Here is a 14400-nt window from a genome sequence, read left to right as displayed (position 1 = left end):
GGATACTTCCCTTCATGCGAGACGACGGCTTCATCGATCTTACCGGAGAAGATAAACTTTGGCGCCTGCATCGGGTCAGCGCCGTCGTTCTGCCGATCCTGGTGATCATCCATCTAAGCCTGCGGCTGCCTGCCCCGGTGGGCTGGCTGGAGGCCGCCTGGGCCCCCTTGCGCGACGGTGTCGAGGACGCCCTGCTGATCGCCCTGGCCCTGGTCGCCGCTTTCCACGTCCTGGTCGGCATCCGCCATCTGCGCCTGCTGTGTCCGATGCTGTGGCCGCGCGCGGCGCAGCGGCGGAACTTCATGGCCTGGTGCATCGCGGCCGAACGCTATAGCGGCCTGACCCTGGCCGGCTTTCTCGTCCTTCACCTCTGCCTGGTCTTCGCAGCCACCCTTTTCTATGCCGAACTCGACGGCCTGATCCGCCGCTCCGGCGGCGGCCTCGTCACCCTCGCCGAGGGGTTCGTCCTGATGCTGCTCGTCATGCACGGAATCGGCGGCATCCGCGTCCTGATCCAGGAACGTCTCAACACCCACCGCCTGGACCGCCCCCTGGGCCTTCTGGCCATGACCTGCGCCCTGCTCACCCTCATTGCCTGGTATCTGGCGGCAGGACGCTAACCCGGGGCTGGTCACCGGCAGAGACGCCCATATGCGCTAGCATAAGCCCTCGCCCCTTGTGGGAGAGGGCGGCGAGCGTAGGCGAGTGGGTGAGGGGGGCTTAGCGTCGGCGCGACATAAAGACTTGTTGGTTTCTGCACACTTTTTCCGCGCTCCCGCGCGTAAGTCCCCTCACCCCACTCGCTTACGCTCGCCCCCTCTCCCGCAAGGGGCGAGGGGATGTTTTTCTTATCCGAGCGCTTATGGGCAGAGACGCCGGTGCCACTATTTTCTACGTCATGCTTATCGGAACGTCCTTCGGTGGGCTTTGGCCATGACCTCGTCGAGGCGGGCCCCGGGGGCGAAATCGGCCATCTCATCCGGCCGCGCCAGTCCGGGACGCTGGCGCGGACATTCGGAGGGCGCGCCCAGAATCTGGCTGACCGGGTAAAGGGCGGACCAGGCGGGGACGGCCTCGTAATCCGCCTCGTCGTCCGCGACATGCTTGTCGCGCACCTTTCCCGACGCCGTCTCGATCTCCATGCCGATCATGGTCGTCGCCTTGATTTCCTGGACGGTCGGCGGACGGATCACCCGGGAGCGGCCGGGATAGACGCGGTCGATGAAACGGTCCATCAAGCGTAGTTTTTCCTCGGCCTCCTCGATGACGTGGGCCTGTCCGAACACCATGGCCGAGCGGTAATTGACCGAGTGGTGAAAGCCCGAGCGCGCCATGACCAGCGCATCCAGATGGGTCACGGTCAGGCAAACGTCGATGCCCCGGCCCTGCGCCCGAATCATCCGGCTGGCGGAAGACCCATGCCAGTAAAGCCGGTCCCCTTCCCGCCAGAAGCTGGTGGGCGTGCAATAGGGGCGGCCATCGACGACATAGGCGATATGGCAGATCAACGCGGCATCGAGGATCTCGTAAATCGTCTTCTTGTCGTAACGGCCCCGGTCCGGGGCGCGCTTGACCTGATTGACCGGGGTCTGGGGAAAAGTGGCGTCGTCGCGCCCGCTGGCGTTCGTCATGGCGTCGGATGTCCTCGCGTGAATGACTGTGGACTACACAATCGCCGCGAACTGGTTCATGATAAAGATCCAGTTATGAGAAAAATAAATGTACCAGTTATGAGACACCGAGCCCGCAGGGCGGCGTCGCTGGGACTCATGGCGGACCCGGACCTGCCCTCCCCCCTGCATGCGCAGATCGGCGGGCAATTGCGCCGCGCCATCCTCGAACGCCGGCTGGCCGCCGGCACGAAGCTGCCCTCGTCGCGCCTGATGGCGGAAGAACTCGACTGCGCCCGGGGCACGGTGCTATCCGCGCTCGATCCCCTGATCGCCGAGGGTTATCTGGTTTCCCGGGCGGGGGCCGGAGTCTTCGTGGCGACGGACCTGCCCGACGAGATGCTTTCCCCGCCCGGAAGGGGCGTTCCGGCCACCGCCAGGGACCCGGGACGAGATGACGGCGTCATTTTGCCCGAGCCCGCCGACGGCGACGCGATCGCCTTTCCGTTGGGCCAGCCCGACCGCCACGCCTTTCCCTTTCCGCTCTGGGCCAGGCTCATGGAACGGGAATGGCGCAATCCCCCATGGCGGATCGCCGGAATGCCCCATCCGTTCGGCCATGAGGGACTGCGCTCGGCCATCGCCGCCTATCTGGGCGCCGCCCGCGGCTTCTCCTGCGATCCCGAAAATGTCGTGATCACCTCCGGCGTTCGGGAAAGCGTTTCGCTGTTCGCGCGGATCGTGCTTCGCGCCGAAGACCGCGCATGGGTCGAGGATCCGGGCTATCCCGGCGTGACGCAGGCCCTGGCCGGCATTCGCATCCGCGCCGTTCCGGTCCCGCTCGACCCCTTCGGCTTTTCGCCGGAAACGGCCATGGCAACGGCCCCCGACGCGCGGATGGCCATCGTCACGCCCTCCCATCAATATCCCCTGGGGATCGTGCTGCCCCTGCAACGGCGCCTTGCCCTGCTGGCCTGGGCGGAACAGCACGGAGGCTGGATCGTCGAGGATGATTTCGACGGTGAATACCGCTATTCGGGGCGTCCCCTGGCACCGCTGCGCGCGCTGGACCGCGCCGGACGGGTGGCCTATCTGGGCAACTTCTCCAAGATTCTGTTTCCGTCGCTGCGCCTGAGCTACCTGGTTCTGCCGGCCCCCCTTGCCGGCGCCGGCGGCGCCCTCATGGCCGAGGGGCCCGCCACCGCCTCGCTCCTCGGCCAGGGGGCGCTGGCCAGGTTCATCGCCGACGGCCATCTGGCGGCGCATCTGAGGCGCACGCGGCTTCTCTACGCCCGCCGTCAACAGGCCCTGATCGCCTCGGCGGAACGCCATCTCGAAGGCTTGCTCGACATTGCGGCCGATCCGGGCGGCATGCATGTGATCGCCCGCCCCCATCCCGATCTCGCCCCGATCTTCGACGACGTCGCCGCGACCAGGGCCGCCGCCGCTATGGGCCTGCGTACGTCGCCTCTGTCCCGGTGCTATCACGGCCCCGGTGCCCCCCACGGGCTGATCCTGGGATATGCGGGAACCCCGGAAGCGGAGATCGACCTCGCCGTGCGGAGGCTGACGGATGTCATGAAGACGCTTCGGCCTGCGCAACCCGCTCGGAGAGCCGACACCGACGAGCGCAGCGGATGGGAATAGCGGGCCTCACCTCGCCAAGCCGGGGACGAGGTCGGCCTGCTGTTCCAGTTCCCGCAGACACGTCCGCGCCGAGGCACGGGCTTGCAGCAGTTTCTCGGCGACCAGGGTGGACGGGCTTTCCGGCGTTGTCGCCGTTGCCTGAAACTGAGGGGACGCAGAGTTCCCTGCCGGTGCCGCAGGGGCCGTCGGCACGTCTGCGGGCGGTGGTGGAGGGGGAATTTCGGGCATGGGGGCGCTGCCGGGATAGCTTCCCGGTTTAAAAACGCCAACGACTTCGGTCGCGCCGTCGGGATTGCGCTCGACCCAGTTGATTCCTCCGTTGTTGTCGGTGGCCGTGTGCTCCGTCGCGTTGTTCACCCAAACGGTCTCGCCGCCGTGGTTGTAGCGTTGGGGCTCGCCCAGTTCCTGGGCGATTTTATCCTCGACCTCGACCGCCTGGCGTTCGGCCACAAAGTCGTAATCGATGTCGCAGGCCTGCTCATCGGCAAAATGCTCATCGGTCGCGTGAACCGCCTCATGGGCGAGACCCAGCGCTGCCGAGCCGACGCCGATGGAACCCGCATTATCCACAGGATCGATGGCGATCAGGCCGGAGCGCGGATCCCAGTTGATCGTATTGCTATCGGATTGGTAGCTGTCGTCGTCCTCATGGTTGATCTTGATGGTCGTCTTGGTGGCGATCAGACGCTGCATCACCGCATTGGCGGTCGGGCTCTGGTCGAGATAGGCCAAGGCCTGGTTGAGCCTGTCGACATCATCGCGATCGCCGCCTTCGACCACGAAATCCTTCGCCGTATGGGCCATCCCCCCTCCTTTCCCGTCAGCCGGCCACGTCTTCTGCCGGACGTACGCCCGTATACCGGAAAGGGTACATGGGGCGCCTGAAAAACAGAACTCGCGTCAGGGCAGGGGGCAACCGCCGCGGCGCAACGCCAATCCGATCGACAACGGCAATCGCCACTACCCACGATATCCCGCTCTGCGTGCGGAGGAACGGCGTCCTTGCCGACCGAGCCTTCAGCCCATGGAGAAGGCGGGGACGTCGTCCTCCGGCGCCGGGTCCGCGGCAGCCATCGCCGGGATGCCCGCCCACGCGTTGGAAGCGGCGACCATCGCCGGTCGGGGCGCAGGGAGAGGACCAATTTCGATATTGTTCAGATGGCCGTTTTCGACGATCTGGTTGAGTTTGACCTGGACCGTGGGCGCATTCGTGTCGACCCCCTGCGCGGCATCCGCATTTGTGCCCCATGGATTGCGGACCGTCACCATCACATTGCCGCGCCTGTCCAACGCGACGGCCTCCACCATATAGGCGTGTCCGCTGCGACGGGTTTCACTCCATTCCCCTTTGACCAGCCCGTCGCGGGCGTTGTCCTTCATGCCATTGGTATTGAGGACGACCGGCCGGTGTGCCTGGAGGGCATCGTGCAGTTCGGAGAAAGCCTTTTGCTTGTCTCGCAACTGGTCTGCGGAAAACGCCTGCCCGTCCTTTCCGGTCAGCACGTAAAACACGCTACAAGGGTCGCCACCATTGCCGATATCGCGCAATTCCTGGTCGATGGTTTCCTTGGACCCGACCCCCGCGCTGAACTTGGCATAGGCGCATTCCATCACCTCGGGCCATAGAGGCAGATCCCCGCCGTGGCTCTGGGTGCCATCGACACCAATGGCCCGGTCGCCCCGCAAGTCCGCCTGATCGACTACGACCTTGATCGGCACGGCTTGGTTGTTGGGTCCATACCCATAAAGGGTAACCGCGAATGTCTGCGTCTGGGCATCGTACTTGATGGCGTCCTGGATCTTATCCGGCTGTTGCGCCGCCAATGATCCGAGCGGAGCGAGGAAATAGCAATCGCCCAACTTGCCTTGCGCAATATCACTGGCTTCCGGCTTCCTGCTCCGTCCATACAGGTGTTTGTCGGTGTAGACTGTTTTAAAGATATTCTTGATCATCAGATACCATCTATCAGATAAATAATGGTGTTTGTATATTTACATACACCATTTATGCGGTCAAGCGCCGGATGTCGCGATGGGCGGGAAAAAACCAACGGCAAGGCATCCACGGCCGATTACCGAGGCATGCCGTCGGACGCCAACTCCCATGGCGCAGCGCCGGCGGCGAAGCGGACGATCAGGAAATCGAGCCTGCCGTCCAAAGGCTGAAAGACGTCATGGAAAAACTTCAGGCCGTTTAGGGCTATGCGGCTTTTACCGCGGAGATGAAGCTTTCAACTTCGCTCGAAAGCGATTCGGCTTGAACGGCGAGCATTCCCGAAGCGGTGAGAACCTCCCCCGCCGCCGCACCGGTTTCATCGGCGGCGTCGCTGACACCGCCGATGTTCGCCGACACGTCCCGAGTCGCTCCCGCCGTGGCCTGCACGCTCTGGGCAATTTCGGCGGTTGCCGTTTCCTGCTGTTCGATAGCCGAGGCGATACTCTTCGCGATCACGCTGACCTCCCCGATGACTCCGGCGATGCCGCTGATGGCTTCGACCGCCTCACTCGTGGCATCCTGGATTTGCGTGATCTGCTCTCCGATCTCGTCCGTCGCCCGGCTGGTCTGATTGGCAAGGGCTTTGACTTCCGATGCGACAACGGCAAAGCCCTTGCCGGCATCTCCAGCCCGTGCCGCCTCGATCGTCGCATTGAGCGCGAGCAAATTGGTTTGTCCCGCGATATCCGTGATCAGTTTGACCACTTCGCCGATCGTTCGTGCCCGATCGGCCAAGGTCTGAACGATCGCGTCGGTCCGCTGCGTATCGTTGACCGCCTTTTCGGCAACGGCCGAGGATCGCGCGACCTGCCTGCTGATTTCACGGATCGAGGCGCTGAGCTCCTCCGCCCCGGCCGCGACGACCTGTACGTTTTCGTGAGCGGATTGGGTTGCCGAGGAAACCGTTTTCACCTGCAAGCCAGCCTGCTTCGCCGTATTGGCCATCGAACCCGCCGTCGCATCCAATTCCTGGGCGGCGGCGGCGATCATATTGGTCATGGAGCCGATCTTCGTCTCGAAGTCCTGCAACAGGGCTTCAAGCGCCAGCACCCTCTTGTCACGTAACGCTCGCGCGGCCTCCGCGTCTTTTTCCAGGGCGACCCGGTCAATCGCGGTCTGCTTAAAAACAGAGAGGGTTCCCGCCAGCACGCCGATCTCGTCATGACGCCCCGCCTCATCGATACTCACACTGAGATCGCCATGGGAAAGGCGTTGCAGCAATCCCGTCATCCGGGCCAGAGGTCTCGATATCTGGGCGATCATGATCCACGCGACGAGCCCGCCGACCGCCGCCACACCCACCGAGGCACCGACAAGGAGCTGCCATAGCACCCGAGCATAGGTTTCTTCCGACGAATCCGAAGATTTCCTCAAAGTCTCGACCGCATCATCCACAAGAAGGGCCGTTTCCTGTTCAAGCGACAGACGCGCGGCACCGATGGCATTGCGAACACGCCGGTCCTCATCGGGAGAACGCACGGCTTCTCCCGTCCGGGCAAGTTCGAACATCCTGCGGACCAACTGTTCATATTGGTCGAGAATTCCATTGAACTTTCTTGCCCGGACCGCGCCGTCCGGCTGAATGGTGTGGACTTCCCAATCCTTGATGTCGGCGCGAATCGCCACCATGGCCTCGTCGAAAGCCTTCGCCTGGCTCTGCACCCGCTCAGGATCCCGTTCCATCGTATATTTGTAGCTGGAAAGCGAAGCGGAACGAATGTCGGCGCGAATGCCGATACTTGCCGCGATTGTCGGCGCTACGCGCTTCGCGATCATCTGGGTGATTTCGTTTTCCGTCGAAATCGCCTGAGCCGCATAAGCCACGATAGAAATAAAAGACAGCAAAAGCAAAAAACCCGGGATAGATATTTTACCAATGATTGAAAGCCGAGAAAACCAGTAAGTCATTCCCATCCCCCTCGATCAGCGCAGGAACACAACTTCACATTTGGTATCAGCAATCGCCTCTGACTACTTTTACTTCATCCGGAGATATCGATTCACGTCGTTCCGGGATTTGATGGGCACCATGACGACGGCGTCGAATCACAGGGCGCACCCACAACCAGCGCAAGAAGAATAGTCAGATCGCTTACTGTTGGAAAGTCTGGCAGCAGTCTGCCGCACAAGTAGACTGCATCATCCAAATGATTCAACGCACCGATATCCGGAAGCGGCGGGAGGAACGCCCCGCCATTGCAACCATGTCTGGGGACGGGCGGCGTCTGGATATCGGCAAGCAGGCGCCAAAACCAAACATGCGGGGTGATGGCAGTGGCCATGCATCGCCACATAATAAGTAAAACTGATAAGTTTACCTTTACATATAGGCTTCATATCTGTCATATGGTGAGCATGATGGATCAGGCAGACAATCCGCAGACCGTTCGCTCCTCCGCCTTGGCGGCGGAACTCCGGGCCTTGGTTGGTAAGCTGAAGCGCCGACTGCGCGAGCAGGCGAGTTCCAAGGATCTGACGCCCTCGCAGGTGTCCGTGCTTCTCCGCCTGGAAAAGGACGGTCCGGCGACGGCGTCCAACCTCGCCCGGGCAGAGGGGATGCGTCCGCAATCCATGGGCTCCGTCATCACCGCGTTGCAGGCCGCCGGCCTGGTGAGCGGCGCGGCGGACCCAACGGATGGAAGGCAGACCATCCTCTCGCTTACGGATGCCTGCCGCGAATGGGTCCGGGAGGGTCGCGCGGCACGGCAGGATTGGCTGCTCCGCACCCTGGAGGCGCGGCTCTCGCCGGAAGAACTGGACAAGCTTGTGGATGCCGTCGAGTTGCTCAAACGACTCATCGACGACTGACCGTCTTCCCGCGGGCCGACGCCGGGGCCCGGCCCGTCTACATTTGCAAAGGTAATCCCATGGCGCTGACCACCCTCGACCCGAATACCGCCCTCATCGTCGTCGATCTGCAGAAAGGCATCGTCGGTTCCCCCTTCATCCATCCCCTGGGGGAGGTGGTGGAGCGGACCCGCGCGCTGCTCGCGGCCTTCCGGGAGCGGCAATTGCCCGTCGTTCTCGTCAACGTCGCCGGCCGCGCGCCGGGACGGACCGAACGTCCGCCACAACAAACCGGCCCGTACCCGGAGGGATGGACCGACGTCCTTCCCGAACTCGACCAGCAGCCGAGCGATATCCCGGTGACCAAACGGACATGGGGCGCGTTCGCCCGCACCGGCCTCGAAGACCGGTTGAAAGCCCTGGGCGTCACCCAGGTCGTCGTCGCCGGCGTCGCCACCGGGACCGGCGTCGAAGCGACCGCGCGCCAGGCCTACGAGCAGGGGTTCAACGTCACCCTCGCCGTCGACGCCATGACCGACGCCCGTGCCATCGCGCACGATTACAGCATCGCCAACGTCTTCCCGAGGCTGGGCGAAACCGGCACGACCCGGGAGATCATCGGCTTGCTCGAAACGAGGAGCGCCTGACCATGTCGTGGCTTCATCTCCTGTCCTATTTTTTCGGCGGCGGCTTGCTCGCCAACGCCGTCCCTCATTTCGTCAGCGGCGCGATGGGACGGCCGTTCCAGACTCCCTTCGCCAAACCGCCGGGAGAAGGATTGTCGTCTTCGACCATCAATCTGCTGTGGGGTTTCTTCAATCTCGTCGTCGGCTACATCCTCGTCTGCCGGATCGGCGATTTCGGATTGAGGAACACGCGCGACGTCGTCGCGCTCGGACTGGGAGTTCTCCTGATCGGAGTCTTTTCCGCGCGCCACTTCGGCCGTTTCAACGGCGGCAACGCGCCGGAACGTTCATGAGCGTTCCGGCAGCGGGTATCTTCCGGTCGCTGAAAAGCCTGAACTATCGGACCTGGGCCGCCGGAGCCTTCGTTTCCAACGTCGGGACCTGGGTGCAGCGCACCGCCCAGGACTGGCTGGTGCTCACCGGGCTTACCCACCACAACGCCTCCGCCGTCGGCGTGGTCATGGCGCTACAGTTCGGGCCGCAGTTCCTCCTGCTGCCGTGGACGGGCTTCGCCGCCGATCATTTCAACCAGCGCAAACTCCTGATCGCCACCCAGGCGACGATGGGCGCCCTCGCCCTGCTGCTGGGCGTCCTCACCGTCACCGGGGTCGTGCGGCTCTGGCACGTCTACGTCTTCGCCTTCCTGTTCGGCTGCGCGGCGGCGTTTGACGCGCCGGTGCGCCAGACCTTCGTGGGCGAACTGGTCGGCGACGCGGATCTGCCGAACGCGGTTGCCCTCAACTCCACCTCGTTCAACGCCGGAAGGATGATCGGCCCCGCCGTGGCCGGGCTGATCATCGCCTCGGTCGGCACGGGCTGGGCCTTTCTAATCAATGGCGCCTCCTTCGTGGCGGTGCTGATCTCCCTCGCCTTCCTGCGCGTCGCCGAGCTCCATCCGAATGCCAGGGCCCATCGCGCCAAGGGAAGTTTCTCGGAAGGACTGCGCTATGTGTGGGGGCGGGCGGACCTCATGGCAATCCTGGTCATTCTGTTCCTGATCGGTACGTTCGGCCTGAACTTCCCGATCTTCATCTCGACCATGGCGGTCGGCGTCTTCCACACCGACGCCCGCGGCTTTGGGCTCCTGTCATCGACCATGGCCATTGGAACGATCGCGGGGGCCCTCTTCGCCGCCAGCCGGGAGAAGCCGCGGTTTATATCGTTGTTGTCGGGTGCCGGTATTTTCGGCCTTGGCTGCACGCTGGCCGCGCTTGCCCCAAACTATTGGGCCTTCGCCGGCGCGCTCGTCATCATCGGCGTGGCGGCGCTGACCGTCACCAATACAACGAACAGCCTGATGCAGCTTTCCACCGCGCCCGCCATGCGCGGGCGCGTGATGGCGCTGCGCGTCGGCGTGGCGCTCGGGGGGACACCGATCGGTGCGCCGATCGTCGGGTGGGTGGCCGACAGATTCAGCCCGCGCTGGGCGCTGGGCGTCGGCGCGGCTTCGGGTTTCGCCGCGGCCATCGTGGCCGGATACATCCTGGCTGGGTTCCATCGGCCTCGGCAAAGGAGTTCCACGCTGTGATAGACGAGTGTGAAGCCCTCCTGCGTCCGGGACCTCTCCCGTGGCCGCCTGCCGTCGGCCGCGCGAGCGGTCGGCCCGGAAGAGACATCGGTTTTGCGTGAGGTCCATGACCGGTTCCGCGCCCATGGCGGGCGTTGAGCGGGCCGGGGCCGATTCCAGATAGCCGACCTTCCCCAGTTTCACCGGGCCGCCAGGAGCGGTCATGGAAATAGCCCCCTCCCGTTCAGCTTCACTTTCTCAAACGTCATCCCAGGCACCACAGACTGGCGTTTCTTGCAGCAAAGCGTGCAATCTTCGTCTTCCACCAGAATCGTGCAGCAAATTGATCCAGCATGGCTCCCTGTCCAAACAAGCTTGGCAGGCTCTTTCAGATGCGAAAATACCTCAGAACGGGAACCTGAATGATGATTGAAAAAATGGCCACGAGAATAGTTTACGAAAACAGATGGATGCGTGTCCGGGAAGACGACATTCGTCGCGAAAATGGAACAGTGGGTCTCTATTCGATAGTTGAGAAACCAGACTATGCGGTTATCGCGCCAATAGACGGAGATCGGATCCATCTCGTCGAGCAATACAGATATCCTGTATCTGGCCGCTTCTGGGAACTACCACAAGGTAGTTGGGAAAATGTCCCACAAATAACACCGGTTGATCTCGCTCGCGCTGAACTTAAAGAAGAAACAGGTTTGACCGCCGAACGCATGACGGAAGTTGGGCATCTATTCCAGGCATATGGCTATTCGAATCAGGGATTCAATATTTTTCTTGCCAAAGGATTGACCCATGGCGAGCAGGACCTTGACCCAGAAGAGATCGACCTCATCAGTCAGAGCTTCACCTTTGATGAAGTCAAGGAGATGATTGAATCTGGAAGTATTAAGGACGCGACAACGTTGGCAGTTCTAGGATTTTTGCAAATTAAGGGGATCATCAGCTTTTGAAGGTCAGGTGTGGATGCGGGGGAGCCGCTAGGCCGGAAGGGCAGGATTGGGTCAGACTTCGCCGTAGCCCCGCTCGGCGCAATGTCCGTTAACGCCATCCCGTTTCCGAAACCCGCCATTCCCTTTACGGCCCATCGCCGCTGTTTTGCGCCCACCAACGACATTCAGGGATCCGTGCCGGCCGTTACGAACCATCGCCGTTTTTTTTAAGGACGTCCGCACCCTCGGTCGACGGCCCGTATCCGCGTTCCCGCAGGCAAATCAAGCAATCGTGAAACTGACGTTGGCCATCTCCGAAGCGCGGGTCACCTCCTCAACCGGGCGACGCGGCTGACCCGGCGAGCAGTCCCCCGTCGATATTGATCTCGGCCCCCGTCATATAGGTTGCCTCATCCGACGCGAGAATGGCGGCGGATGCCGACCAGCCCCGAACGTGACGAAATGTTGATGATCGATCCCGCGCCGCGATCCTTCATGGCGCCGATGGCGTAGCGGCAGCCCAGAAAGGTTCCATCGAGGTTGACCTCGTGAACCTCGCGCCACGCCTCCAGGCTCGCATGTTCGGGGTCATGGGCGACGTTTCCCAGCTCAAGCCCGGTCACGCCCGCATTGTTGACCACGACGTCGACCACGGCAACGCGCCGGGCCAGTCGACTCCAATCCGCTTCCATCCGAACGTCCAGTCGCTCGAAGCGGCACCCGATTTCCTCGGCGGCCGCAGTCCCCGCGATTTCGTCACGGTCGGTCAGGATGACGGTGCCGCCCTCATGGTGGAAACGGGTGGCGATCGCGCGACCGATACCGCGCGCGGCGCCGGTGACGACGCACGTCTTTCCAATCAATCTTTGCATGATGTTCTCGAAAAAATGTCCCAGTCTGCGGATTTTCTGCCGCGAAGAAGAGTGGCTTTTTCCGCGCTAGCGGTGACGCTGGACCATTTCGAAGAACTCCCGTTAAGCGATCAGTTCCTACCCCGCTCGGATTTCCAAGACAATCGACATTGTCTTGTTATCGCCGATTGAAGGTGGTTGGAAGAAATGCTCCTGCGTATAGTCAACGCCACTTTCGTTAAGATTCAAGGAGAAGTGATTGGCGCGTTTCTTTAGGCTGCAGACCCTCGGCGCGCGGCTGGTCCTTTTTATCGTCACGCTGGTGGTCGCCGGAGTGGTGGCCGAACTTGTCTTTCTTGCCGCTTATATGCGAAGCGAACTGATTGCCCAAGCCTCGTCGCAGCTCACGGCCATCTGCACCTATGTGGCGCGATCCATCGACCGCGACCTGATCGTGCGTCGTGAAATGCTTGAGAACCTGGCGGAGCACATGGCCGGCAGCCTGGATGGCGATTATTCATCGTCCCACCCTGAACAAGGCAGGCTCGATGAGGCGAACGGCCTGTTCAGGACGGGCGTGGAACTGGTCGACGCAACGGGAAAGAGGCTGGCTGCCGTGCCGGACACCCTGGGGGCGGATGGCGACGGCGCGATTTCGGGCGATTTCCTGGAACGGGCCGTCGCCAAAGGATTTGCCCTGGGTCGTCCGGTAATTGGGCTCCGGTCCGGCGTGGCGCAAATCGCCATGGCGGTGCCGGTGCGACGGCGCCCCGGTCGAGAAGCCTTGGTGCTGGTGGGTGTCACCCCCCTTCGATCCAGAAGTTTCCTTGGCGCGCTCTACGATACCCATTTGGGGCAAAGCGGCGGGTTCGTGCTCGTCTCGCCTCGGGACGGCATCTTCCTCGGCGCCTCGGACGACGAATTGGCATTACGGCCGGTACCGCCCGCAGGTCTGCACCATCAACATGATCTGGCCATGCGGGGGATTTTCGGCGTCGGCGTCGACCGACGCGTCAACGGGGTCGAAGAGGTGGCGGCCACCGTACCGATCCCCAGCGCCGGATGGTTCGTGGTGGCGCGTATTCCGACCGGGGAATTGTTTGCTTCAATCGCCGGCTTGAGCCGCCACGTCCTGACCCTGGGCGCAATCGCCGTGGCCCTCGTCGCCATGGGCGGGTTCGTCGTCTTGCGACTGATGCTGCGGCCGCTCCACCGCTCCGCCGCTTTGGCCGATCGGATGTCGCGCGAGGAAATACCGTTTTCCCCCCTTCCCGTGGAACGTGACGACGAAGTCGGCCATTTGACTTTCGCGTTCAACCGGTTGCTTGCCACTCTTCTGGACAGCCGAGAGGACTTCAAGCGACAGGCCCTGTGCGACGGGCTGACCGGGCTGGCCAACCGGGTCTCATTCGATCAGGCGTTCGCCCGCTATCTTTCGCGAGCTCGGCGGCATCATACCAAGTTGGCGGTGCTGTTCCTGGATCTCGACGGCTTCAAGCGGATTAATGACGGTTTCGGCCACGAGGTGGGCGACGCGGCGCTGAAAGCGGTGGCGCAACGGCTGTCGCAGGTACTGCGCCAGGAAGACGTGCTGGCCCGGCTCGGAGGTGACGAGTTCGCCGTGCTGTTGGGCGATCTGGTGGATGCTCCGGCCGAGGTGGCCGTGGTGGCCGACCATTGCCGGGGAGCGATGGCGGCGCCGGTTCGTTTTAACGATCGAAACCTGGCCGTGGGTCTGTCCATCGGCCAGGCCTGTTTCCCGGACGACGGCGAAACCGCCGAGGAACTGCTGGCGGTGGCCGACCAGGCCATGTATCGGGACAAGCAAGCGCGGGCCGCCCCCGGCCGGCAGTTGGTCGAAGGGGGAAATTGAACGGACGAATCGATTTCCCCTCTTCGCGTCTGTCTTGCTATTTATCCCTTGCCAGCATTCCGACGCAGGCTCTGAGGGCCAGGGTGTAGGAATCGATCCCGAATCCGACGATCTGGCCGCGCACGATGGCGGAAATCACCGAATGATGGCGGAATTCCTCGCGGGCATGGACATTGGACATGTGCACCTCGACGATCGGCCCGGTGAAGATCGCCAGCGCGTCGCGCAGACCATAGCTGTAATGGGTCCAGGCGCCGGCATTGATCATGATGGCGTCGACACCGTCGAGAAACGCCTGGTGGATTTTCAGACAAATGGCGCCTTCGTCATTGGTCTGAAAATTTTCGACCTCGACGCCCAGTTCCTGGCCCAGATCCTCGATGCTCTTGTAGATATCCTGGAGGGTAAAGCTGCCGTATTGGACGGGGTCCCTCTTGCCGAACATGTTGTGATTGATGCCGTGCAGGGCCAAAATCTTCGTCATGTGATCCTCTCTGTT

Annotated in this window: 14 protein-coding genes; 8 read left to right on the top strand and 6 right to left on the bottom strand. The window is 62.5% G+C overall.

All coding sequences use genetic code 11. The annotated features are described in order from the left end of the window. Positions 1–14: 14 nt before the first annotated feature. The gene (locus tag CWS72_RS22845) at positions 15–620 is read left to right on the top strand and encodes a hypothetical protein (RefSeq protein ID WP_146002841.1); all 606 of its coding nucleotides are present in this window, start codon (positions 15–17) and stop codon (positions 618–620) included. A gap of 282 nt (positions 621–902) precedes the next feature. Here CWS72_RS22845 and CWS72_RS22840 read toward each other — a convergent pair whose 3' ends face one another. Next, the gene (locus CWS72_RS22840) at positions 903–1631 is read right to left on the bottom strand and encodes a pyridoxamine 5'-phosphate oxidase family protein (RefSeq protein ID WP_101252964.1); all 729 of its coding nucleotides are present in this window, start codon (positions 1629–1631) and stop codon (positions 903–905) included. Between the two features lie 138 nt (positions 1632–1769). Between CWS72_RS22840 and pdxR the strand changes: the two genes are divergently transcribed. After that, positions 1770–3257, top strand: a complete 1488-nt coding sequence (gene pdxR / locus CWS72_RS22835) for a MocR-like pyridoxine biosynthesis transcription factor PdxR (RefSeq protein WP_101252996.1) — start codon at positions 1770–1772, stop codon at positions 3255–3257. A gap of 6 nt (positions 3258–3263) precedes the next feature. Here the strand turns inward: pdxR and CWS72_RS22830 are convergent, their stop codons facing one another. The 3 genes from CWS72_RS22830 to CWS72_RS22820 form a co-directional block, all read right to left on the bottom strand. Next, positions 3264–4061, bottom strand: coding sequence for a type III secretion system effector protein (locus CWS72_RS22830; RefSeq protein WP_101252963.1), 798 nt, complete (start codon positions 4059–4061; stop codon positions 3264–3266). Positions 4062–4274: 213 nt separating this feature from the next. Next, positions 4275–5210 carry a C2 family cysteine protease gene (locus CWS72_RS22825; protein WP_101252962.1) on the bottom strand — a complete coding sequence of 312 codons (936 nt, stop codon included), beginning with the start codon at positions 5208–5210 and terminating at the stop codon, positions 4275–4277. A 247-nt stretch (positions 5211–5457) separates the two neighbouring features. Next, the gene (locus tag CWS72_RS22820; protein WP_101252961.1) at positions 5458–7167 is read right to left on the bottom strand and encodes a methyl-accepting chemotaxis protein; all 1710 of its coding nucleotides are present in this window, start codon (positions 7165–7167) and stop codon (positions 5458–5460) included. A 441-nt stretch (positions 7168–7608) separates the two neighbouring features. Between CWS72_RS22820 and CWS72_RS22815 the strand changes: the two genes are divergently transcribed. The 5 genes from CWS72_RS22815 (at position 7609) to CWS72_RS22795 (ending at position 11198) form a co-directional block, all read left to right on the top strand. After that, entirely contained in the window at positions 7609–8061 is a 453-nt protein-coding gene (locus CWS72_RS22815; protein WP_101252995.1) for a MarR family winged helix-turn-helix transcriptional regulator, read from the top strand. Positions 8062–8120: 59 nt separating this feature from the next. Further along, a complete protein-coding gene (locus CWS72_RS22810) occupies positions 8121–8687 on the top strand; it encodes an isochorismatase family protein (RefSeq protein WP_101252960.1) in 567 nt (188 codons plus the stop codon). A 2-nt stretch (positions 8688–8689) separates the two neighbouring features. Further along, on the top strand, positions 8690–9019 hold the full coding sequence (locus CWS72_RS22805; RefSeq protein WP_101252959.1) for a hypothetical protein: 330 nt from the start codon (positions 8690–8692) through the stop codon (positions 9017–9019). Next, positions 9016–10254, top strand: coding sequence for an MFS transporter (locus tag CWS72_RS22800; protein ID WP_101252958.1), 1239 nt, complete (start codon positions 9016–9018; stop codon positions 10252–10254). Before CWS72_RS22805 ends, CWS72_RS22800 begins: the two co-directional genes overlap by 4 nt. Positions 10255–10655: 401 nt before the next feature. Next, the gene (locus CWS72_RS22795) at positions 10656–11198 is read left to right on the top strand and encodes an NUDIX domain-containing protein (protein WP_199175894.1); all 543 of its coding nucleotides are present in this window, start codon (positions 10656–10658) and stop codon (positions 11196–11198) included. A 389-nt stretch (positions 11199–11587) separates the two neighbouring features. On the opposite strand, the gene CWS72_RS22790 is transcribed toward CWS72_RS22795, so the two are convergent. Then, positions 11588–12049, bottom strand: coding sequence for an SDR family NAD(P)-dependent oxidoreductase (locus CWS72_RS22790; protein WP_241911860.1), 462 nt, complete (start codon positions 12047–12049; stop codon positions 11588–11590). A 238-nt stretch (positions 12050–12287) separates the two neighbouring features. Here CWS72_RS22790 and CWS72_RS22785 point away from each other — a divergent pair, with 238 nt between their 5' ends. Further along, positions 12288–13901: a sensor domain-containing diguanylate cyclase gene (locus CWS72_RS22785; RefSeq protein ID WP_101252957.1), complete on the top strand. Its 1614-nt coding sequence runs from the start codon at positions 12288–12290 to the stop codon at positions 13899–13901. Positions 13902–13938: 37 nt separating this feature from the next. On the opposite strand, the gene aroQ is transcribed toward CWS72_RS22785, so the two are convergent. Beyond that, positions 13939–14385: a type II 3-dehydroquinate dehydratase gene (gene aroQ, locus CWS72_RS22780; RefSeq protein ID WP_101252956.1), complete on the bottom strand. Its 447-nt coding sequence runs from the start codon at positions 14383–14385 to the stop codon at positions 13939–13941. Positions 14386–14400: the final 15 nt, after the last annotated feature.

The sequence above is a fragment of the Telmatospirillum siberiense genome, from assembly GCF_002845745.1.
In the GTDB taxonomy this organism is placed as follows: domain Bacteria; phylum Pseudomonadota; class Alphaproteobacteria; order Rhodospirillales; family Magnetospirillaceae; genus Telmatospirillum; species Telmatospirillum siberiense.
Note: the sequence above shows the minus strand (reverse complement) of the source record. Positions and strands in the feature narration are given on the sequence as shown.

Bases quoted from the DNA above. Each gene is read 5' to 3' on its own strand.
- CWS72_RS22845 (WP_146002841.1), top strand. From the start codon at position 15: ATGCGAGACGACGGCTTCATCGATCTTACCGGAGAAGATAAACTTTGG.
- CWS72_RS22840 (WP_101252964.1), bottom strand. From the start codon at position 1,631: ATGACGAACGCCAGCGGGCGCGACGACGCCACTTTTCCCCAGACCCCG.
- pdxR (WP_101252996.1), top strand. From the start codon at position 1,770: ATGGCGGACCCGGACCTGCCCTCCCCCCTGCATGCGCAGATCGGCGGG.
- CWS72_RS22830 (WP_101252963.1), bottom strand. From the start codon at position 4,061: ATGGCCCATACGGCGAAGGATTTCGTGGTCGAAGGCGGCGATCGCGAT.
- CWS72_RS22825 (WP_101252962.1), bottom strand. From the start codon at position 5,210: ATGATCAAGAATATCTTTAAAACAGTCTACACCGACAAACACCTGTAT.
- CWS72_RS22820 (WP_101252961.1), bottom strand. From the start codon at position 7,167: ATGGGAATGACTTACTGGTTTTCTCGGCTTTCAATCATTGGTAAAATA.
- CWS72_RS22815 (WP_101252995.1), top strand. From the start codon at position 7,609: ATGATGGATCAGGCAGACAATCCGCAGACCGTTCGCTCCTCCGCCTTG.
- CWS72_RS22810 (WP_101252960.1), top strand. From the start codon at position 8,121: ATGGCGCTGACCACCCTCGACCCGAATACCGCCCTCATCGTCGTCGAT.
- CWS72_RS22805 (WP_101252959.1), top strand. From the start codon at position 8,690: ATGTCGTGGCTTCATCTCCTGTCCTATTTTTTCGGCGGCGGCTTGCTC.
- CWS72_RS22800 (WP_101252958.1), top strand. From the start codon at position 9,016: ATGAGCGTTCCGGCAGCGGGTATCTTCCGGTCGCTGAAAAGCCTGAAC.
- CWS72_RS22795 (WP_199175894.1), top strand. From the start codon at position 10,656: ATGATGATTGAAAAAATGGCCACGAGAATAGTTTACGAAAACAGATGG.
- CWS72_RS22790 (WP_241911860.1), bottom strand. From the start codon at position 12,049: ATGCAAAGATTGATTGGAAAGACGTGCGTCGTCACCGGCGCCGCGCGC.
- aroQ (WP_101252956.1), bottom strand. From the start codon at position 14,385: ATGACGAAGATTTTGGCCCTGCACGGCATCAATCACAACATGTTCGGC.